18 protein-coding genes and 1 pseudogene are annotated in these 19,240 nt (G+C 59.2%); 14 read left to right on the top strand and 5 right to left on the bottom strand.

Going from position 1 to position 19,240, the window contains the following annotated elements; genetic code table 11:
* A partial coding sequence (locus tag ABIB48_RS09850; RefSeq protein WP_354212970.1) for a cell wall-binding repeat-containing protein occupies window positions 1-1,412 on the bottom strand: 1,412 nt, incomplete at its 3' end.
* A gap of 6 nt (window positions 1,413-1,418) precedes the next feature.
* A pseudogene (locus tag ABIB48_RS09855) lies at window positions 1,419-2,723 on the bottom strand (lysozyme); the annotation flags it as partial.
* Between the two features lie 104 nt (window positions 2,724-2,827).
* On the opposite strand from ABIB48_RS09855, the gene galE reads away from it, so the two are divergent.
* A complete protein-coding gene (galE, locus tag ABIB48_RS09860) occupies window positions 2,828-3,841 on the top strand; it encodes a UDP-glucose 4-epimerase GalE (protein ID WP_354212872.1) in 1,014 nt (337 codons plus the stop codon).
* A 12-nt stretch (window positions 3,842-3,853) separates the two neighbouring features.
* Here the strand turns inward: galE and ABIB48_RS09865 are convergent, their stop codons facing one another.
* Entirely contained in the window at window positions 3,854-5,035 is a 1,182-nt protein-coding gene (locus ABIB48_RS09865; RefSeq protein ID WP_354212873.1) for a polysaccharide pyruvyl transferase family protein, read from the bottom strand.
* 338 nt (window positions 5,036-5,373) lie between these two features.
* Between ABIB48_RS09865 and ABIB48_RS09870 the strand changes: the two genes are divergently transcribed.
* The gene (locus ABIB48_RS09870; protein WP_354212874.1) at window positions 5,374-5,553 is read left to right on the top strand and encodes a hypothetical protein; all 180 of its coding nucleotides are present in this window, start codon (window positions 5,374-5,376) and stop codon (window positions 5,551-5,553) included.
* Window positions 5,554-5,620: 67 nt separating this feature from the next.
* Here ABIB48_RS09870 and ABIB48_RS09875 read toward each other — a convergent pair whose 3' ends face one another.
* Window positions 5,621-6,925 carry an LGFP repeat-containing protein gene (locus ABIB48_RS09875; protein WP_354212875.1) on the bottom strand — a complete coding sequence of 435 codons (1,305 nt, stop codon included), beginning with the start codon at window positions 6,923-6,925 and terminating at the stop codon, window positions 5,621-5,623.
* Between the two features lie 490 nt (window positions 6,926-7,415).
* Between ABIB48_RS09875 and ABIB48_RS09880 the strand changes: the two genes are divergently transcribed.
* From ABIB48_RS09880 to ABIB48_RS09920, 9 genes are all read left to right on the top strand, one after another.
* Window positions 7,416-8,639 (top strand): TadA family conjugal transfer-associated ATPase, encoded by a 1,224-nt coding sequence (locus ABIB48_RS09880; RefSeq protein WP_354212876.1) that lies wholly within the window; start codon window positions 7,416-7,418, stop codon window positions 8,637-8,639.
* The gene (locus ABIB48_RS09885; protein WP_354212877.1) at window positions 8,639-9,493 is read left to right on the top strand and encodes a type II secretion system F family protein; all 855 of its coding nucleotides are present in this window, start codon (window positions 8,639-8,641) and stop codon (window positions 9,491-9,493) included. Before ABIB48_RS09880 ends, ABIB48_RS09885 begins: the two co-directional genes overlap by 1 nt.
* Window positions 9,490-10,428 (top strand): type II secretion system F family protein, encoded by a 939-nt coding sequence (locus tag ABIB48_RS09890; protein WP_354212878.1) that lies wholly within the window; start codon window positions 9,490-9,492, stop codon window positions 10,426-10,428. Before ABIB48_RS09885 ends, ABIB48_RS09890 begins: the two co-directional genes overlap by 4 nt.
* Window positions 10,429-10,594: 166 nt before the next feature.
* The gene (locus ABIB48_RS09895) at window positions 10,595-10,825 is read left to right on the top strand and encodes a hypothetical protein (RefSeq protein ID WP_354212971.1); all 231 of its coding nucleotides are present in this window, start codon (window positions 10,595-10,597) and stop codon (window positions 10,823-10,825) included.
* A 26-nt stretch (window positions 10,826-10,851) separates the two neighbouring features.
* Window positions 10,852-11,199, top strand: coding sequence for a TadE/TadG family type IV pilus assembly protein (locus tag ABIB48_RS09900; protein WP_354212879.1), 348 nt, complete (start codon window positions 10,852-10,854; stop codon window positions 11,197-11,199).
* Window positions 11,180-11,632 (top strand): hypothetical protein, encoded by a 453-nt coding sequence (locus ABIB48_RS09905; protein ID WP_354212880.1) that lies wholly within the window; start codon window positions 11,180-11,182, stop codon window positions 11,630-11,632. The genes ABIB48_RS09900 and ABIB48_RS09905 overlap by 20 nt, the downstream gene beginning before the upstream one ends.
* Window positions 11,629-12,102, top strand: a complete 474-nt coding sequence (locus tag ABIB48_RS09910; protein ID WP_354212881.1) for a pilus assembly protein TadG-related protein — start codon at window positions 11,629-11,631, stop codon at window positions 12,100-12,102. Before ABIB48_RS09905 ends, ABIB48_RS09910 begins: the two co-directional genes overlap by 4 nt.
* 68 nt (window positions 12,103-12,170) lie before the next feature.
* Entirely contained in the window at window positions 12,171-13,289 is a 1,119-nt protein-coding gene (gene prfB / locus ABIB48_RS09915) for a peptide chain release factor 2 (RefSeq protein WP_110106721.1), read from the top strand.
* Window positions 13,290-13,501: 212 nt separating this feature from the next.
* The gene (locus ABIB48_RS09920) at window positions 13,502-14,299 is read left to right on the top strand and encodes a VanW family protein (protein WP_354212882.1); all 798 of its coding nucleotides are present in this window, start codon (window positions 13,502-13,504) and stop codon (window positions 14,297-14,299) included.
* A gap of 33 nt (window positions 14,300-14,332) precedes the next feature.
* Here the strand turns inward: ABIB48_RS09920 and ABIB48_RS09925 are convergent, their stop codons facing one another.
* Complete coding sequence (locus ABIB48_RS09925; RefSeq protein ID WP_315913052.1) at window positions 14,333-15,301, bottom strand: hypothetical protein; 969 nt, start codon at window positions 15,299-15,301, stop codon at window positions 14,333-14,335.
* 556 nt (window positions 15,302-15,857) lie between these two features.
* Between ABIB48_RS09925 and ftsE the strand changes: the two genes are divergently transcribed.
* From ftsE to ABIB48_RS09940, 3 genes are all read left to right on the top strand, one after another.
* Window positions 15,858-16,769: a cell division ATP-binding protein FtsE gene (gene ftsE / locus ABIB48_RS09930; protein ID WP_354212883.1), complete on the top strand. Its 912-nt coding sequence runs from the start codon at window positions 15,858-15,860 to the stop codon at window positions 16,767-16,769.
* Entirely contained in the window at window positions 16,766-17,680 is a 915-nt protein-coding gene (ftsX, locus tag ABIB48_RS09935) for a permease-like cell division protein FtsX (RefSeq protein WP_110106575.1), read from the top strand. Before ftsE ends, ftsX begins: the two co-directional genes overlap by 4 nt.
* 75 nt (window positions 17,681-17,755) lie before the next feature.
* Window positions 17,756-19,234 carry a peptidoglycan DD-metalloendopeptidase family protein gene (locus ABIB48_RS09940; RefSeq protein WP_354212884.1) on the top strand — a complete coding sequence of 493 codons (1,479 nt, stop codon included), beginning with the start codon at window positions 17,756-17,758 and terminating at the stop codon, window positions 19,232-19,234.
* Window positions 19,235-19,240: the final 6 nt, after the last annotated feature.

Here is a 19,240-nt window from a genome sequence, read left to right on the forward strand (position 1 = left end):
GAGAGTTCGGTCTTTGTGGCGGCGGGGAGTCCTGTTGGGGTTGCTAGGAGGACGGGGCCGTTGAGTGTGCCGGCCGCTGCTGCTCCTGAGAGTGCATCGGGGTAGGTGGTGCCGCTGGCGATGTAGACGGTGCCGACACCGGTGGCGAAGGTAGCCTTGGAGATAGCTGCCGATGTCGCGTATCTGTCGGTTCCTGCGATGCGTATGACAGTTGAGCTGTAGGCGGTTAACTGTGTTTGGACGGTGTTGTTGAAGGCGCCGGTGCCGCCGAGGATGATGATTCGTTTGGGTTTGAGGCGGGAGAGTTCGGTCTTTGTGGCGGCGGGGAGTCCTGTTGGGGTTGCTAGGAGGACGGGGCCGTTGAGTGTGCCGGCCGCTGCTGCTCCTGAGAGTGCGTCGGGGTAGGTGGTGCCGCTGGCGATGTAGACGGTGCCGACACCGTTGGCGAAGGTAGCCTTGGAGATAGCTGCCGATGTCGCGTATCTGTCGGTTCCTGCGATGCGGTGGACCGGTGCGGACGGAACGATTGCTGAACTGGCCGTCGACATCGAAGACGTACCGCCTGCGTTCTTGGCTGCAGCCCTAAACGTGTACGTCGTTCCGTTTGTCAGTCCTGGCACTGTGCAGGTTCCGGCAGCTGTAGCCAGGCTGCAAGAGGCGCCTCCTGGTGTCGCAGTGATTGATACAGATGTGGCTGCTGCGCCATTGATGTTCTTGGCAACAGTGACTACCGCGCGGCCGTTGCCGGGGACTGCCTTCGGCGCGGGGGGAGCAAGAGGTGGCTGGTTGATGTTTTCACCGCCGGCAATTAGGAATGAACTCCATCCGGAGCCTATCGAAGAGGCAGGACCAAAGGACGAGTTACCCAGAACGGGGATGTAGCTAATTGCTCCAGCTGTCGTCCGGCGGATCAGCCCGGTGGATCCTGGCGAAGTGAAGTCGCTGTAGACGGAAACGCTAGTGAAAGCGTTCCAACCAGTGCCGATGGTCCTGCGTGGCTCATTCAGGAGGCCCCCCGACCCGTTTGAACGGGCTAGTCTCAATGTGCCGTCTGGGTACTGGGCCATAAGATCTTGGCGTCCATCGCCGTCGTAGTCCAGCATGGTCAAATTGATGCCGTTCCAGCCCTGAGCGATTCGTTTTGGCGTTCCCAAAGCGTTGCCCGATGAATTCGTCCAAAGGCTGAGGTCGCCGTTGCCTCCGCGGGTCAGTATTTGGGGGTATTTGCTTGAGTTGAGCCAGTATCCGACCGCGAGTTGGTGGCCGGACCAGCCTGACGCCGCGAGCGTACGGGGTCCGGAGAACCCCCCGCCCGGCAGCCCCGGGTAGAAGGCAAGGGATCCGGTTTTTCGTTGGGCCAATAGGTCCAGCACGCCGTCGGAGTTCCAGTCAATGACAGTGATGGAACGCATGCTTGTCCACCCCTGCCCAATCTGTCTGCGGGTTCCGAAGGCTCCTGATCCATTCGCAGGGTAATTCCATAGTGCTCCGGAGCTATCTGCGGCAACTAAATCCGCAGCGCTGGCGATGGAGGGTTTTCTCACCGGTGTCGGAGTTGGCGCTACCGGCGCGCCTGCGTTGGCAGCAAACTCATTCAGACTGCTCTGGGTCCCGTTCCAAGTGTTGGAGTCGCCTGCGAACGGACCGCTGTCGCTGTATTGCCAGACACTGTAATTTTTCCATGCCCCGGGTACCCAAGGGTTAGTAGCGCCATAGGCGGCAATGTGCAGAGGATGGTTTGTGAATGCTGTGGAATTGGAGGTGCAGTCCTGCCACCAATAATAGTTGGTGTAGATCATAGGCAGGCGGCCTGTTCGGTCTAAGATGCGTTGCGAGAACGCACTGATCCACGACACCATTTGGTTAGGGTTCAGACCATAACAATTTGCGCCGTAAGGATTGTTTTCAATGTCCAAGAGGGGCGGTAGTGTCTTGCCGTCCGCACTCCATCCGCCCCCGTTATCGACAAAAAAGTCTGCCTGGGACACAGCGCTTGATTGGTTGGGAAGCGCGAAGTGGTAGCCACCTCGCAACATGCCTACTTTGGAAGCGCCGGAATAGTGAGACGAAAATGACGCGTCCCGGAAAGTGTTCCCTTCCGACGCTTTGACGTAGACAAATCGGGCACCAAGACGCCACTGCTCAGTCCAGCTGACCTGGCTGATCGAGTGGGTTGCACTATCAGCCTGCCAACCGCTGACGTCCATGCCTAGTACACCCGCTGGAATTGCTGCAGACAAGGGCTGCGCCGCAAAAGGTTGTGAGTTTGTGGTGGTCGTCCCTTTGGGCTGCTGGGCTGAAGTATCCTTAGCCAACCCCATGCCCATGTAGGCGCCGTATGGTGCATCCACGGCTGATGAAGGCGTGGGTGACGACTCGGGCGAGGACAACGGGATGGCAGACGGTGCGGGCGATACAGGAGTAGTAGAAGTCGCCGTTTGAGGGACCGCGGTAGTAACTGCCTGGGCTGAGGGATCGGCCGGTGCAGGGGTCGATTCGGCATGTGCCGGAACCACGCCAAGCGAAAGCACCAACGACATTGTCAGCAAGCCAGCAATCACTATGGGCCGGGCTCGACCGGACGGGCGGCAACCGGGAAGGGATGAAAACCTGGACCTAGTTGAAAACATAGATGTAGCTCCGGAGCGGTGTTTGTAGTTGGTCACGTCTGAACGACGGCTAAAAGGCACAGGCCAGAGACTAAGATGTGCCCCCAAGACCATACCTTCCAGCTTACCCTGCGGTGTAGAAGTGGCCAACGATACTAACGTTGTCTGTTCCAGCTAACGGTTCCCGGAGAACCACCAGGCGCTATAGGCTTGAACACATGAAGGTATTAGTCACCGGCGGCGCCGGCTATATAGGTTCACATACGGTCCTTTGTCTTTTGGCAGCAGGTCATGAGGTTGTCGTCCTAGATAATCTTGCGAATTCATCTGTTGAGTCGCTGAATCGTGTCGAGGAGCTTTCTGGCAAGCACCCGGTTTTTCATGAGCTTGACCTGTTGGACGCAGCAGGAGTTGACTCGCTGTTTTCTGCTGGAAAATTTGATGCTGTTATCCATTTTGCAGGTCTAAAGGCAGTGGGAGAGTCGGTGGCTGAGCCGCTGCGCTACTACCAGAACAACATCGTTGGCACGTTGAACCTGCTCGCATCCATGGACAAACACGGCGTTCGCACCATCGTCTTTAGCTCTTCCGCCACAGTGTACGGAGCCAGCGAAGAAGTCCCTCTGATAGAGAAGATGCCGTTGGATGCCACAAACCCCTATGGACGCACCAAAGAACAGATCGAGGACATACTCACCGATCTGGGAGCAGCTGATCCCAGCTGGAGGGTGGCCCTGCTGAGGTACTTCAATCCGGTAGGCGCGCACGAATCCGGTCGGATCGGGGAAGACCCCACAGGCGTCCCTAACAACTTGTTGCCATTCGTGGCCCAGGTGGCGGTGGGCCGGCGTGAGAAGGTCATGGTATTCGGTAACGACTACCCGACTCCCGATGGCACGGGAGTTCGGGACTACATCCATGTCATGGATCTTGCCGCAGGGCACATTGCCGCATTGGACTACCTGCCCGAGCACTCAGGTGTCTTCCGCTGGAACCTAGGCACGGGTAATGGCTCATCAGTACTTGAAGTCATTCAGGCCTTTGGAGCTGCCGCCGGAACGCCGGTGCCGTTCGAGTTCGCTCCGCGCCGCACCGGCGATGCCGCAGTCAGCTACGCAGACCCGTCAGCGGCCCTGGCCGATCTGGGCTGGTCGGCGCACCGCAGCTTGGCGCAGATGTGTGAAGACCACTGGCGCTGGCAGCGCGAGAACCCCTTGGGATATGGGGCTTAGTAACCTCGGCAGTTAGGCGACGAGCCGGCGTTTGACTGAGCGCAGCAAGCTCTTCCCCAGCGAGTCTTCGCCCTGGGCCCGTGCGGGCCCAGGGTAGAGCTTTGCGGCTTCAGCCATCTTGCGCGCCATCAGGGTGGGTAGGTTTTGCTGGAGGGTGTTGGCGGTTTGAGGCGCAGGAGAGTCTCCGGCGGCTGCATACTTCCACCCTGAACCAAGGCTCTTCACAGACTCGTGCTTGACATCGTAATAGCCAGTTTTCGCCTCGATAACCGTTCCCGTTGCACCGGCCGCGGCCGCGAGCAGATGGAAGTGAAAACGGGTGGTCAACCATTCTTGGCTAGCTGCCACGGGCAGGCCATTGAGCCAGATTTCTGAAAACGGGACGAAGTTTACCTCCGGTATCAGGTCGCTTAACTGCTCGAAGGCGACGCGGTCCGAGCCAGGAATGGCCTCGAAGTAGTGGACGCTGCGGCCCTTTTCAGCCGCTAGGATAATGCGTTCGCGGGCGATCGCCACAGCATTCTCCAGATAGCCGTCGTCGGAGGTGTCATTTTGTATGCAAATGCAGAGACTGTTGGCAGCTAGCGTATTTCGCCCCAGTTCTGCGCCTACTCCCAAAAACGCATCATCAATCCCCGAGTTCAGACCGAAAGTACTTGCACTTTCAGCGTCCCGAGCACTGGCGTACTCAAAGCCATTGAATAGTGAGTCGGCGTCAACTTCGCCATTGACATCAAACGGCATAAGTCCAAGACCGGTGGCAAACAAGCGAGCTCCTGACACCTCGCGTACGGCTTGCATGGCGGCAATGAGGCCATAGTGCTGAGGCCACATGCCATTGATGTGGCCACCGCCTAGGAGGTGCAGTGAGCTGGCTTTGCGCAATTGCAAAAGACCAAGATCGTACTGCGGCGAGCCGAGATTTTTGACCAAATCGGTTACTCGGTCCTTCAGCGCCCGCGGAGCAAGGCTGGCAGAGTCCGCCACTGCCCGCCAGAGAGTGTTGGTGACACGCAGTTTGGGGTGCAAGCCGGCAAAAAGCACTTGAGCTAGCCCGGGGTGAGGGCAGTCCAAATAGACTTCCGTATGTGGCTGCGTCTTGGCCAAATATCGCAGCCACGAGGACGCAATGAATTCGTCACCAAAATTGGGGTTCCCCGACGGTGCAACGAGGTAAATGAAGGGCTGGCTCATGCTCATAGATTAGCTGATCCACACATATAAGTTCTCATATTTCTCGCAGCAGAGCGCACACTCTACTCACAGGTAACTCAACGGACACAGGGCGCTTCGGTGCAGTAGGAAGCAGCAACAAGCCACTGCTTCAAATGCATAGTTATCTACAGCGCCAAAACTCGCCCAATCCCGGCGCTAGTCTCCGGCTACGCTCCGCGCCGTTGGAAACGGCGAACATCGCAAAGGGGGCGGACGTTGTCTGATTGGATGCGCTGACACAAGTTGAGGATGACGTCAGGTAGCTCATCGGCTGTAAAGGTCTTGATCCGCTGAGACAAGGCATGGAAGTCGGTGCCTTGGTTGAGGCAGTTGTCAACAACTCTGTCAACAACTTTTGCGAGCGTTCCCTCCTCGGTGCAGTCCCGGCACTCGCTCAAGCTGCCGATGCCAAGCTGACGGTTTGCAACGCCGTCGCCGGTTTCGGTGCGCTGCAATTACTCCTCGAAGATCCAGATGAAGTCATGCATATTGTGTAAGCCGGAGGTCTCGGACGATTGGACAGGACATGGTGGTTTCTCCGCCAGGCCGGTTACTGGGAGAGGGTCACCAGGGGCGCGCGCCGGGTGCTGCCCAGGAAACCACTCCGTGCTGAAACTGTTGTTCGCAGTAACCGTTGGCGCAGACTTCATTCCAAATTGGGTAGCCCATTCGTCCATTGACTCCGCCTAGCTGGTTCCAGCGCGACTGTATGCCATTCTTGACGAAAACGGCTGTGCGAGTGTTTGATGACCAGTAGTAACGACCGGTTTGGAATTGCTGATAACAACCTTTCTGGGCGAGTCCACAGATCTCATCACCCAAAGGGTAGCCCTCCGGGCCCAACCATCCAGCGAAGGCACCGGTGTGCGCTGCACCTATGGCTCCACGCGTTATGCGAGCACCCGAGGCTGCCGACCAAATAATGGTCCCTCCTTGAAACCCTTGCTTGCAGCCTCCGCGAGGAATCCCACACTGCTCCTCGGCAGTTGGATAGCCCAGGTAGCTATTCTGGGCGCCGACGCTTTTGTACCGTGACCCGATGGCTCCACGAAGAGTCTTTGCTCCGGTTTTGGTAGACCAAGCTATTTGCCCGTTCTGGAAGTTCTGAACACAACCTTTATCGCGCAAATTACACTTTTCATCACTCAGTGGAAGGCCAAGAGTGCCCACCATGAATCCTGAATTCCAGTACATCGACCTGATGCCGCCCCGGACTATTGTGGCGCCAGTCCTCTTTGACCAGATGATCTGCCCGCCCTGAAAAGACTGAAGACATGAAGTCGTTGAACCAAAACATTCTTCCTGATCAATGGGATAACCGAGAATGCCGTTTTGAGCAGCGGTGCTTACCCACTTGGACTTGATGCCACCTTTGATCAATGAGGCAGCTGATGTGGAGCTGGAGAAGATCGTCCCGGTGTCGAAGCTTTGGCTGCATCCGCTGTCCTTCAATCCGCATGAAGCCTGGCCAATAGGGTAGCCAACAACGGAGATTCCACCGAGCCAGTTAAATCTGTAGCCGATATCTGTTCCAAGTGCGATTGAGATAATGCCCTGTAGAGGTTGCCAAGTACGAACCGTGATTCCCTTGCCGTCGAAGGAGTCGAACTCTTGGTAGGAGCCTTCTGTGGTATTAATTTCATCAGTAACTGGCACGCCTATTCCTGATTTCAATCCCCCAACTTCAAACCATTGGGGTCCAACATGCCCTTGACTTCTGAGCGCAACCGTTACGGTATTGCCTCTGACAACGAAGATTGTGCCACCCTCAAATTCTTGGCGGCAGATTCCGTCCTGACAGTTGGCATCTGCGGAGGGTTCCCCCAACACGCTTAGGGCTCCACCCATTTTCTGCCACTTCTCGGTCATGAGCTTGGTGAGGACGGCGGGCACCGACATAGGTGCAGCTGGTGGAGTCGCTAGCTTTGTAATTGGAGATGGAATCAGTACGGACGTTGGCTCCGGAGTGATCGGTTCAGGAGAGGCTGGCTCGTGGTCTGGAGAAAAAGTGGGGATGGCTGGTAGAGCTGACTCAACTGCAACCGTTGGAGATGGCGTAGGTGAACTCTCGCTCTCCGCCGAAGCTGGTGAAACCACCCAGCCGGTCATGACCATGCTCAAGGCTGCGACCAGCGCGATAGTTCGTCGTTTCACGGATTCCCCCGGGTGGATTTTACAAAGGCTTCCCAAATATATGCTTGTGATGCCAGCGGCGCAATACCGAACGACATGAAGTAGCCACCTGCAGCCCCTACTTATCCACAGCCACACGATTGCCCCTAGCGCGTCCCTGTTGAACGGGTCTAGGCTCCTGACCATTGGCAAGGGCGAACACCGCAAAGGGGCGGACGTGGTCTGATTGGATGCGCTGACACAAGTTGAGGATGAAGTCCGGGAACTCATCCGCCGTAAAGGTCTTGATCCGCTGAGGCAGGGCATGGAAGTCCGTGCCTTGGTTGAGGCAGCGGTCAACGATTATGGCGAGCGCTCCCTACTCGGTGCGGTCCCAGCCCTCGCCCAAGCTGCCGATGCCAAACTGACGGTGTTCAACGCCGTCGCCGGTTTCGGTGCACTGCAACCACTCCTTGAAGATCCGGACATAGAGGAAATTTGGCTCAACGCCCCTGATGAGGTGTTTGTGGCTAGGCACGGCGAATCCGAACTCACCAACCTGGTATTTACCGCAGAGCAAGTGCGCGATCTGGTGGAACGGATGCTGAAAAGTTCTGGCCGCCGGCTGGATTTGAGCAGCCCCTTCGTGGACGCCGCCCTACCGGACGGCAGCCGGCTGCACGTGGTGATCCCGGACATCACCCAAACCCATTGGGCCGTGAACATCCGCAAGTTCACTGCCCGGGCCAGCCGCCTGGACCATCTGGTGGAGCTGGGTTCCCTCACACCACAGGCGGCACGTTTTTTGGGGGCAGCCGTCAGCAGCGGGCTGAACATCCTGGTCTCGGGCGCAACCCAGGCTGGTAAAACCACACTGCTGAACTGTTTGGCCTCCGGTATTGGTTCCCGCGAGCGTGTGGTTACCGTCGAGGAAATATTCGAGCTGAAGCTTCCCCTGCGCGACGTGGTGGGGCTGCAATGCCGCCAACCCAACCTCGAGGGCATGGGCGAGATCCCGCTGCGCCGCCTCGTCAAGGAGGCACTGCGCATGCGCCCGGACCGGCTCATTGTGGGTGAGGTGCGTGAGGCGGAAAGCCTGGACATGCTGATCGCCCTAAATAGTGGTCTTCCCGGGATGGCCTCGGTCCATGCAAACTCGGCGCATGACGCTGTGGTGAAGATTTGCACCCTCCCGCTTCTCGCAGGAGAGAACATCACGGCCGCCTTCGTCCTGCCAACAGTGGCGGCCTGTATAGATCTGGTGGTGCACTGCGTCCGAGCTCCCAATGGGCGGCGGTCCGTGGGGCAAATCCTGGCCCTGGGCCGCCGTGTGGAAAACGGCATCATCGAATCGAGCCTCGTCTTTGACACGGTCAACGGCCGGCTGGAAGCCTCGGACACCGCTATGCCGGCTCCTGAGAAGTTCGCAGCGGCAGGCTACAACGTGGCCGCCTTGATGGGGGAGTCCTAATGTCCGCGGTCCTCGGGCTGGTGGCAGGCCTGGGCTTGTTCCTGATCTGGACGGCCTGCTGGAGTGAACCTGCCCGCAGCGCTGTCCCGGTCCGGGGTAATAAGGTGGCCTCATTGCTCCACCGGGCCGGCGTTCCTCAAGTCAGCCCGGCCTCCCTGCTGGTCAGCACCGCCGTGTTTGCCGTGGTGGTGGTCCTGATTGTTGTGGTGCTGACCCGCGCCCCGGCCATAGCCTTGTGCTTTGGCTTGTTCAGCGCCTACCTGCCCTTTGCGCTGCTGGCGATGCGCGCACGACGCCGGGCGGCAGTCATGCGCGATCTCTGGCCTGACGTTGTGGACCATTTACGCTCGGCCATCAGAGCCGGGCTTTCACTTCCCGAAGCTCTGACTCAGCTGGGGAGCAAGGGCCCGCTCCAACTCCGTGAAGAATTCAAAGCCTTTGGTGCGGATTACCGGGCCACCGGGCACTTCGAAAGCGCCTTGCAAAGACTCAAAGGATCATTGGCTGATCCCGTTGCGGACAGGATCATTGAGGCGTTGCGGCTCACGCGCGATGTTGGCGGCTCCGACTTGGGCAAACTGCTGGGCACGCTCTCCGAATTCCTGCGGGACCACGCCAGAACCCGGAGCGAACTTGAAGCCCGGCAGTCATGGACGGTCAACGCAGCCCGCCTGGCCGTAGCCGCGCCCTGGATTGTACTGATGCTCATGGCCACGCGCCCCGAAGCCATTGGCGCGTATAACTCAGCGCCCGGGTGGGCGGTACTGGGAGGGGGCCTTGTGCTCTCCGTGGTTTGCTACCGGATCATGCTGCGCATTGGGGCGTTGCCAGAGGAACAGCGGGTGCTGCAATGACGGGGCAGCTGCTGCTGGTGACCGGCGTCGGGCTTGCCCTGGGGGCCGGGCTATGGCTGACGTTGGTGCGGCTTCCTGCCATGCGTCGGCCCAGCTTTGCCCAACGTGTGGAACCTCAATTACTGACGGCTTCCAGGCGTTCCCGGCTTCTGGAGAAGGAAGAACAAGTGCCGCTCTTTGGCCCACTGGAGCGCATTGCGCGCCTGGTGCTCAAGGATGCTGTGCAGAGACTTGGCCGGAGCAATATCAGTGTTCACGGACTCAGCGCCCGTCTTGCACAGGCTGGGCGGCAAGAGAGTGCTCTGGAATTCCGTGCCGCACAGTTGATTGTTGCCGGGGTGGGGCTGCTTTTAGGGGTGCTGTTGGCGCTGTTCTTACTGTGGCAAGGCCGCCTGAATCTTCTGGGCGCTGTGGTGCTCTCTGTGGGGCCCATGATGGGCGGGTACGTGTTGTATGACTACCTTCTGAGCTCACGGATCCAACGCCGGCAGGCCCGCATGCTGGCAGAATTCCCGGCGCTCGCAGAGCTGATGGCTTTGGCGGTGGGTGCGGGGGAGAGCGCCGTCAGTGCGCTGGACCGGGTGGCACGGTCCTCATCCGGGGTGCTTTCTGCCGAATTTGGCGCGGTCCTGGCTCAAACACGGACGGGAATGCCGCTAGTAGAAGCCCTGAATCAATTCTCGGCCAGAGTCAATGTGCCGGCCCTGGCCCGGTTTGTGGACGGCATCAGTGTGGCCATCAATAGGGGCACCCCGCTGGCCGAGGTACTACGGGCACAGGCTCAGGATGTGAGGGACGTGGCCAAGCGTGAGCTGATGGAATCGGCCGGACGCAAGGAAATCGGCATGATGGTGCCACTGATCTTCGGGGTGCTGCCGCTGACAGTTGTTTTCGCCGTCTTTCCCGGCCTGGCCCTGCTGCAGTTTGGTTTCTAGATGGGCAGACACGGGACTACACGCAGAGGAAAGACTTTAGCAAAACAACAGCATCAGCAAAGGGAGAGGAAACATCATGCACGTTTTCAACAAGGCCAGGGGAAGGGCAACGGCGCGGTTCAGGGCAGTGATGACGTTCAGCGGCGGGCTACACGTGCGCGCGAGGATGTGGATCAGTGTGGCGAGGGGGTACTTGGTCCGGCAGTGGCAGCGGGCCAACTGCCGGTTGTCCCTGCCACTGGCCCTGCGCCCAGCAACGGGCAGAAGCCAAGGAGACGTGCCCGGGTGGGTTTTAATAACCCTCATGAGCGCCGTTCTGGTGGCCGGGTTGCTGGCCATCGCCGGGCCCGCACTGGAGGGCCTGTTCAACCAAGCCATGGAACAAGTTCAGCCTTAGCTTCGGTGCGGGAAACCGGGGCTGCGGTGGTCGACTTTGTTCTGGTGGGAGCGTTGGTGACGGTGATCTTTGTGGCCCTGCTCCAGCTGGCGTTGGTGCTGCACGTGCGCAACACTATGGCTGATGCCGCCTCATCCGCTGCCAGATACGGTGCCTTGGGGGATAGGACCGCGGCCGATGCCAAGGACCGGGCCATCCACCTTATGGATGCTGCCCTGGGGCCCGGCTATGTCCAGGACGTGTCCGTCAGCATTGACACACAGGACGGCCTGGATATTCTCCAAGTCTCGCTCAATGCTCCCTTGCCGTTGATAGGACTCTTCGGACCGGCACGATCCCTGGAGATGACAGGCCATGCCGTCATCACCCGTTGAAGCAAAGCCGCCGCCCGGCGCTAAATCAGAAGAAGGCAGCGCCATTATTGAGTTCATCTTTCTCGCGGTGCTGCTCATGGTGCCCGTGGCTTACCTGATTCTGACGGTGGGACAGCTCCAAGGCGGAGCATATGCGGCAGTGGGGGCCGCAGATCAAGCCGCCAAAGTGTTCGTTTTGCACAAGGACCTCCCCTCCGCACACCAAGCCGCAGAGCGTGCGGTGCGGCTGGCCGTAGCGGACATGGGCTTTGACCCCGGTGCTGCAACTCTGTCCATTACCTGCGATCCCGGCTGTTCCACGGCCGGAGCCATAGTCCGCGCCCACGTGCAGCTCACAGTGGAACTGCCCGTGGTGGGCTCGCTGCCAGGAGTCAATGCCACGGCCGCCACGGTGGAATCCACTGCCCAGCAAAAGGTGGGACGCTACAAATGAAAACCCGCAGGAAAACTGAAACATCTCCAACAACCAACACCGGAGAAGAAACCGGACACGTCATGATCCTGTTGATCGGCTACGTCCTGATCAGCCTGTTGGTAGTCACCGTGGTGGCAGCGGCCGGCAGCATCTACCTAGGGCACAAGAAGCTGCTGTCCATGGCAGACGGCGCTGCGCTCGCAGCCGCGGATACTTTTGAACTCAGCGGAGGCAGTGCCACCGCTGATCCCGGGACCTTGCTCACCGCTCACAGCGTTCTCGGGGCAGCCCAGGATTACCTTGCCGGGATCGGCTCCCCGGAGGGTTTGGGCAACATTGTCCTGGATTCGGCCACCGGTGTGGGGGACGGTAGAACAGCGGTGGTGGGGGTGAGCGCCGTCGTCCATCCCCTCTTTATCAACTTCCTGGTCCCGGAGGGGATCAGTATCAGTGTCAGCAGCACAGCACGGGCCAACTTGGTGCTGTGAAAAGTGCTGTGACGCCCGCGCTGGGGCCCGCCGCATGCAGCCCTGCCAATGCCGTAGGCTTGAATATCATGGCAGAGATTGACTTTCCCGCAGAACTCCGGGCCCTACGCGCAACCTACACTTCCATCGAGCAGGTCTCCGAAGTGGAGAAACTCATGGAAAACATTGAGGATTTATCTGACCAGGCTGGTTCGCCCAACCTCTGGGATGATCCCGCAGCCGCGCAGATAGTCACCTCAAAGCTCAGCCATGCCCAGTCCAAGCTGGAGAAGCTGCGTTCCCTGGAATCCCGGATCGATGATCTTGAGGTCCTTGTGCAGCTGGCTCAGGAAGAGGGCGACGCCGATTCCCTCACCGAAGCTGTCAAGGATCTCGCCGGTTTGCAGAAGTCCCTTCAGGATTTGGAAATCGTGACTCTGCTCGCTGGTGAATACGATGAGCGTGAAGCCGTCATCACCATCCGTTCCGGCGCTGGTGGCGTGGATGCTGCCGACTTCGCCCAAATGCTGTTGCGCATGTACCTGCGCTGGGCCGAACGCCACGGATACCCCACAGCGGTTCTTGACACCTCCTACGCGGAAGAAGCCGGGCTGAAATCCGCCACGTTCGAGGTCAAGGCACCGTACGCCTTTGGCACGCTCAGTGTTGAGGCCGGCACGCACCGCCTGGTGCGCATCAGCCCCTTCGATAACCAGGGCCGCCGCCAAACCTCGTTCGCCGCCGTGGAGGTCATCCCGCTGATCGAATCAACGGACAGCATTGAGATCCCGGATAACGAGATCCGGGTGGATGTTTTCCGCTCCTCAGGTCCGGGCGGGCAGTCCGTGAACACCACCGACTCCGCCGTACGCCTGACCCACCTTCCCACCGGCACCGTGGTGTCCATGCAGAACGAGAAGTCGCAGATTCAGAACCGGGCGGCCGCCATGCGCGTGCTGCAATCGCGCCTGCTGCTGCTGAAGAAGGCTGAGGAAGACGCCACCAAGAAGGCCATGGCCGGTGATGTCAAGGCCTCATGGGGGGATCAGATGCGTTCCTACGTGCTGAACCCGTACCAAATGGTCAAGGACCTGCGCACCGAGCACGAGGTGGGCAACGCTGGCTCCGTGCTGGACGGCGAGATTGATGACTTCATCGACGCCGGAATCCGCTGGCGCGCCGATCAGCGAAACGCCGAAAAGCACTAGACCTTTCGAATTCCCCGTCACAATTGCCGCACAGCTGTGGCAGGGTGGCCGCCAGCAGTAACGTGACTGGCGTTACTCTGTCACACGGCCCGGAAGCCTCCGGTACTTCCGGACAGCATGGGGTGGCTGCGTGCTTGCAGCCATGGTGGGGAAATGGGAATTTGGGTCGGAAGCTGTTTGGCGACATATCCCCGTTGACCTATGCCCTCGCCGTGAAACGGCAGATCGCCCAACGCACGCTGCGCGATTTCATCCGCCGGTTAAAGCTGGCCTCCACCCGCGGGCAACAGGACCTACCGGTGGTCGTGTACAAGCACAATTCCCTCATCCGGCGGAAACTGGGAAATGTGGATGCGGCGCTGCAGGAAAACAAGGCTGTCAGTCTGGGCTTGGCCGCGCCGCATGTGGACGGGATCCTGATCAAGCCCGGCGAAACATTTTCCTTCTGGCACCTAGTGGGGCATTGCTCGGAGAAGAAGGGTTACAAGACGGGCATGACCGTCAGTAGCAACGGCCCATCCTCCGGGATTGGTGGGGGCCTGTGCCAGTTCACCAACCTGCTGCACTGGATGGTGCTGCATAGCCCGTTGGACATTGTGGAACACCACCACCATGGTGGCATCGACTTGTTCCCCGATTTCAACCGGCAAATTCCGTTTGGCACGGGAACCTCCATTGTCTACAACTATCTGGACTACCGGGTGTACAACCCCACGGAGACCACCTTCCAGGTCAGGGTTTCGGTGACCGAGGAATACCTGCGCGGAGAACTGCGCGCCAGTGAACCACTGGGCGTGAAGGTCCATGTCAAAGAAACAGACTCCCATTTCCAGGAAGTGGGGAAGGACGTGTACCGGCGCAACAAGGTCTACCGCAGCGTCATCGACAAACGCACGGGCAATGAGATTGCTAAAGACGGGTCCACCCGGAGTGCGAGGCCTCGCACAGCTAAGGTCGCGCTGCCGGGTGGCCCGGGGAATAATAATCGCGTGTGCAATTATTATGAGTAACTAGACTTGCGGATAAAGCGTAGGCGCTCCCCGTTAGGCGACGGCAGCCAGAAATGGTGCGTTGTACATTGCCAGGATCCGCCGCTTCATTTCCTGCGGGTTGGCAAGGTCCTTCCATTCGAGCCGGACGAAACGCCAACCCAATTCCATGAGCCGCTTTTCGCGCTTCCGTTCCTCCAAGATGACCTTGTCGGTGCGTTCATAGGCGAAGTACTTGATATCGCCGTCAAACTCGACGATCAACTTTTGCCTTTCCCAGAGAAAATCAGGGCGATAGATCCTGCCACCCGCAAGAAGTTCCTTTTGCAGGACTGGCTGGTCAATGGCCATGCCGGCAATGATCAACCGGGTCCTGCTCTCGCCCGGTGATTCCGAAAGACCGTCCAATGAATGCAGCACCCGGCGCGCCTTGCGAACGCCGCGGCGCCCCGGCATCGAATCGACCAAGGCCAACATGACCGCCATCCGGGCTCCCTTGGACAGTGCATGGTCACCAATTATTACTGCTTCTGCGAATCCGCCTGCCCTTGCACAATCAACGACCGTGCGCTCCAACGTTGTTACAGTCACGGACATGCCGGTGCGCAGAAGCAACGAATGGGAATCCGTGACGGGCACAGCCTCGTGGTGTTGGACAACGTCCCTGGCACCGCTTGTCCCGGAGCTGGCCGATGCCCCGGTGACATGAATGCGGGCATCACTGTTCCAGATGAACAGCCCGTGCAGCCGCGCGGCCGTGAAGTACGAGTAGACGGGTTCGCCCCGGACCGTCATGATGTGCGCCAGGATCCGCAGTTTGTCCTTGTCCCAGGGCTTCAACGCTGCCCAGTGTGCGGCTCGCACGTAAGCACCCTTCCGCAGTCTGAAAACTAGTCTCCGGTCCAAAGCGGTGGCGAGCAATCGTTCGCCAAAGCCCGCTTCGGCCAGCTGGGCAGAAGTGGCAACCTGATAGAACGCTGGCCAGGCCTGAACCAATCGTCGCTCCAATTTGTTCTGTTCCATGCCCCGAGTCTGTTGATGCGTTAGGACGTTTTCAAGGAGACTTTGTTGAAACCACCCATTCTGTGGACAACGTAGCCAGTATGCCGCGTGAAATCATCAGCTTCTTCCTTGTCCACACCGCAGAAGCTATACCTTGACATGGCAGGGGCGTGAATGTCAGAGGAACAGAAAGGGCTTCCCCGCGGGAATTGAACTCAAACGGGGCCAACCCGCGAACCACCCCTCAAGAAACGCCGTTCTTGCGGGGTGACACCGGTTTCGGGAGTATACGCAGCCCGGTCCCCTTCTCTCAGCAGCGTTCACCCGGCTTGGCCCCGTTCTCGCGGAAACGTGGCCGCGTCCCGGGGAGCGGGCCGGCCGCAGTGAGAAGCCTGAAGCCGGTGCCTCGGCACCCCACCCTGGATTCACAGCAACCCCCAACCTCGACACACCGCTGCGGAACCAGCAATAGCGCGGCCACACGCCTATAGTCGTTAAGCTGGCGGCTTCTTCCCCCAAACACCTGCCCGGACGCCAGCATGCCAGCGAATTGCGCTGGCCGGGCAATGAAAAAGTCATGATTCGTTTTGAAAATGTGAGCATAGCTTACGATCGCAAGGATAAACCTGCGCTCGACGACGTCTCCTTCGATGTGGAACGCGGCGAGTTTGTGTTCCTAGTGGGCTCCTCCGGTTCCGGCAAGTCAACCCTGTTGCGCTTGATTTTGCGCGAATACCGGACACCACACGGGCAGATTTACGTTGCCGGACAGAATGTTGCCAACGTCCCCAGCTGGCGCGTGCCCAAGTTCCGCCGCGGCATTGGCGTGGTGTTCCAGGACTTCCGCCTGATCCAGACTAAGACCGTGTTCGCCAATGTGGCCTATGCCATGCAGGTGCTGGGCAAGAACCGGGCCGCCATCAAGTCTGAGGTGCCGCGCGTGCTGGAACTGGTGGGCCTGGAAGATAAGGCGCACCGCACACCCACGGAACTCTCCGGTGGTGAGCAGCAGCGTGTGGCCATTGCCCGCGCCATCGTGAACCAGCCAGGAATCCTGCTGGCCGATGAGCCCACAGGAAACTTGGATCCCATCACCAGTGCCGGCATCATGGCCATCCTGGACCGGATCAACCAAAACGGCACCACGGTGGTCATGGCCACGCACGACGATGACATTGTCAACACCATGCGCAAGCGAGTCATCGAGCTCCACCATGGCCAAGTGGTCCGGGATGAGGCTACAGCCCTTTACACCTCCGCGATTCCGGTGGTGCAAGCAGGCGCCGCGGGACCCGCTGTGGTCCCCGTCAAGACGGACGACGCCGAACCCATGACCCGCCGTCGCCGCGCAGCAACTGCCGCGGCAGCAGAGGACGGCACTTCCGCGGAGGAGGGCATGCCGCCACGACTTGAACGCAAGCTGGGAACGCCGCTGGGGGAAGCGGCGCCATCGCCTGCCGATGAGATGAATGACGGGAACAAAAAGTGAGACTTGCCTTCATTATGAGCGAGTTGGGAAGTGGCCTGCGCCGCAACCTGACGATGGTCATTTCAGTGATTCTGGTGACGTTCGTGTCGCTGACGTTCGTGGGAACGGCCGGACTCTTGCAGATGCAGATTGGCCAGCTCAAAGGATTTTGGTATGACAAGGTCCAGGTCACCATTTACCTGTGCACCGACATTCCTGCGAATACCAACTGCGTTTCCGGCCCGGTCACGGATGAGCAGAAGACAACCATTGAGGATCTGCTGGAATCACCGGCTGTGAAGCCGTATGTGGAAACATGGACCTTTGAGTCCCAGGAGGAGGCGCTGGGTCACTTCCAGGAACAGTTTGCCAACTCACCCATGGTGGATTCTGTGGAAGCTGCGAACCTGCCATCCTCGTACCGCATCAAGCTGACCGATCCGACGAAGTACCAGATCATCAACGAGACCTTCGCAGCAACCCCTGGCGTGGATTCCGTGGTGGATCAGCGCAAGGTGCTGAATAAGCTGTTCTCCTGGATGAACATTGCCACCTATGTGGCCATGGGAGTTGCTGCTCTCATGACCATTTGTGCGGCGCTGCTGATTGCCACCACCATCAGACTGTCGGCGCAATCGCGAACCCGAGAGATTGAAATCATGCGTCTTGTGGGCGCCTCACGGACTGTCATTCAGCTACCCTTTGTGCTGGAAGGTGTCATTGCAGCCACAATAGGGGCGCTTCTGGCCTCAGGTGCGGTCTGGTCCATTGTGCACTTCTTCTTTGGCGGTTACCTGGCCTCTTCCAGTTCCGGAACCCCCTACATCTCAACCGCTGATGCCTTTGTGATCTACCCGGTCCTGATACTGCTGGGCATCGTCTTGGCCGGCATCGCATCAGCTGTTTCGTTGCGTAAAAATCTCAAAGTGTAAGGTAAGTAGGGGCCTTGTTACCAAGGAGGCCCTGTGACTGGAGTTGTTAGTGTCAATCGTCAAGGAGCTCAAGGCATGAATTCGAAATCAAGCGGGGGAATTGGAACCGTGAAATCCCCCCGGCTTGGGCGTGCTTTGCCCGGGTCCCGAGCGCTGCGTCACCGTTTCGGTGTTGCTATTGTAGCTCTTCTCGCCGTGGGGTTATTGGGGCTCGTGCCCCCCGCCCAGGCCGACGATCTTGGCGATCAGGCCAGTGCCCTTGAACAGCAAGCTAACGATGTTCAAGCATCGCTTGAGTTTGTGGACTCCGGGATTGCCAAGTCTGCCGCGGATCTTGTCATGTTCCAGGGCCAGCTTCCAGGTGCCCAGGCGGCGCTGACACAGGCACAGGGCCGCGTGAGCGCGGCAACGGCTGAGGTTAACTCCCTCGCAGCACGGATGGATCTTGCCCAGCAGAATAAGGACAAGATCACAGCCCAAATAGCCACGGATGCCAAGAAGGCCACCGAAACAAAGGCTCTCATTGGCCAGATCGCCGCACAGTCCTACAAAGCTGGCGGCTTGCCCGCCAACTTGACCTTGATTCTGGGCGCTGAATCCACCACGGACTTGGCTAACTCCATAGACTTGGCCGAGCAGGCATTGCGCAGCCAGACCGCTGCTCTGGAAGAGTTGACGGCACAGAAGGCAACCAACCAGAATGCCCAGGCCCGTCTGGTAGCGGTAGAAGCTGAAATCACTGACTTGAAGTCGCAGGCCGATGCGGCACTTATTGCCGAACAGAGCGCCCGTGATGCAGCCGCCACGCAAAAAGCAACAGTTGATAAGCTCATCACCGATTCAGCTTCACTGAATGCCAAACTAGAGGCTCAAAAGCCGCAAATCCAGGCCAAACTCAAGGAAGTTCAGGGCAAAAAGGCTGCCGTTGCCGCAGAAATCGCGGAGATTCAGCGCAAAGAGCGTGAAGCTGCCGCGGCCGCTGCCAAGGCAGAAGCCGAACGGATTGCCCGTGCGCAGGCAGCAGCAGCAGCAGCAGCAGCCGCAGCCGCAGCAGGTAACAATAACGGTGGCGGTGGTGGCAATAGCTTCGTGCCTCCGCCCTACGTGCCGCCAGCACCGGGTAACCCCTCCGCGTTCGGACTCCAGCACCCCTTCTCCGTCAATGTCCCCATTACCTCCGGTTTCGGCTGGCGGCAAACACCTGCTGGCACCATCGACTTCAACGGCACGGGCGGCTACGTCCACACTGGCATTGACTTCGGCGCCACGTGCGGTACCCCCGTGTACGCGGCAGCAGCGGGCACCGTGGTCATGGCTGGCTGGGATGTTTGGGGAGGTGGCTGGGGTGTCAAGATCAGCCACGGTGTCATTCAAGGGAACGCTCTCCTGACGGCCTATTACCACAACACCAATGTCCAGGTCAGCAATGGCCAAAAGGTCAGTCGCGGCCAGTTGATCGCCATCTCCGGTGGAACAGGCAACTCCACCGGTTGCCACGCGCACTTTGAAACGTGGCTCAACGGTGTTGCTGTTGATCCCATGACCTTGCTCTAGGCTCTA

It is taken from the genome of Arthrobacter sp. UYCu511 (assembly GCF_040547105.1).
GTDB lineage: Bacteria > Actinomycetota > Actinomycetes > Actinomycetales > Micrococcaceae > Specibacter > Specibacter psychrochitiniphilus.

What these genes read in the sequence shown, in the direction of transcription:
- galE (WP_354212872.1), top strand. Translation starts at nt 2,828, where the DNA reads ATGAAGGTATTAGTCACCGGCGGCGCCGGCTATATAGGTTCACATACG.
- ABIB48_RS09865 (WP_354212873.1), bottom strand. Translation starts at nt 5,035, where the DNA reads ATGAGCCAGCCCTTCATTTACCTCGTTGCACCGTCGGGGAACCCCAAT.
- ABIB48_RS09875 (WP_354212875.1), bottom strand. Translation starts at nt 6,925, where the DNA reads ATGACCGAGAAGTGGCAGAAAATGGGTGGAGCCCTAAGCGTGTTGGGG.
- ABIB48_RS09885 (WP_354212877.1), top strand. Translation starts at nt 8,639, where the DNA reads ATGTCCGCGGTCCTCGGGCTGGTGGCAGGCCTGGGCTTGTTCCTGATC.
- ABIB48_RS09890 (WP_354212878.1), top strand. Translation starts at nt 9,490, where the DNA reads ATGACGGGGCAGCTGCTGCTGGTGACCGGCGTCGGGCTTGCCCTGGGG.
- ABIB48_RS09895 (WP_354212971.1), top strand. Translation starts at nt 10,595, where the DNA reads ATGTGGATCAGTGTGGCGAGGGGGTACTTGGTCCGGCAGTGGCAGCGG.
- ABIB48_RS09905 (WP_354212880.1), top strand. Translation starts at nt 11,180, where the DNA reads ATGCCGTCATCACCCGTTGAAGCAAAGCCGCCGCCCGGCGCTAAATCA.
- ABIB48_RS09910 (WP_354212881.1), top strand. Translation starts at nt 11,629, where the DNA reads ATGAAAACCCGCAGGAAAACTGAAACATCTCCAACAACCAACACCGGA.
- prfB (WP_110106721.1), top strand. Translation starts at nt 12,171, where the DNA reads ATGGCAGAGATTGACTTTCCCGCAGAACTCCGGGCCCTACGCGCAACC.
- ABIB48_RS09925 (WP_315913052.1), bottom strand. Translation starts at nt 15,301, where the DNA reads ATGGAACAGAACAAATTGGAGCGACGATTGGTTCAGGCCTGGCCAGCG.
- ftsE (WP_354212883.1), top strand. Translation starts at nt 15,858, where the DNA reads ATGATTCGTTTTGAAAATGTGAGCATAGCTTACGATCGCAAGGATAAA.
- ABIB48_RS09940 (WP_354212884.1), top strand. Translation starts at nt 17,756, where the DNA reads ATGAATTCGAAATCAAGCGGGGGAATTGGAACCGTGAAATCCCCCCGG.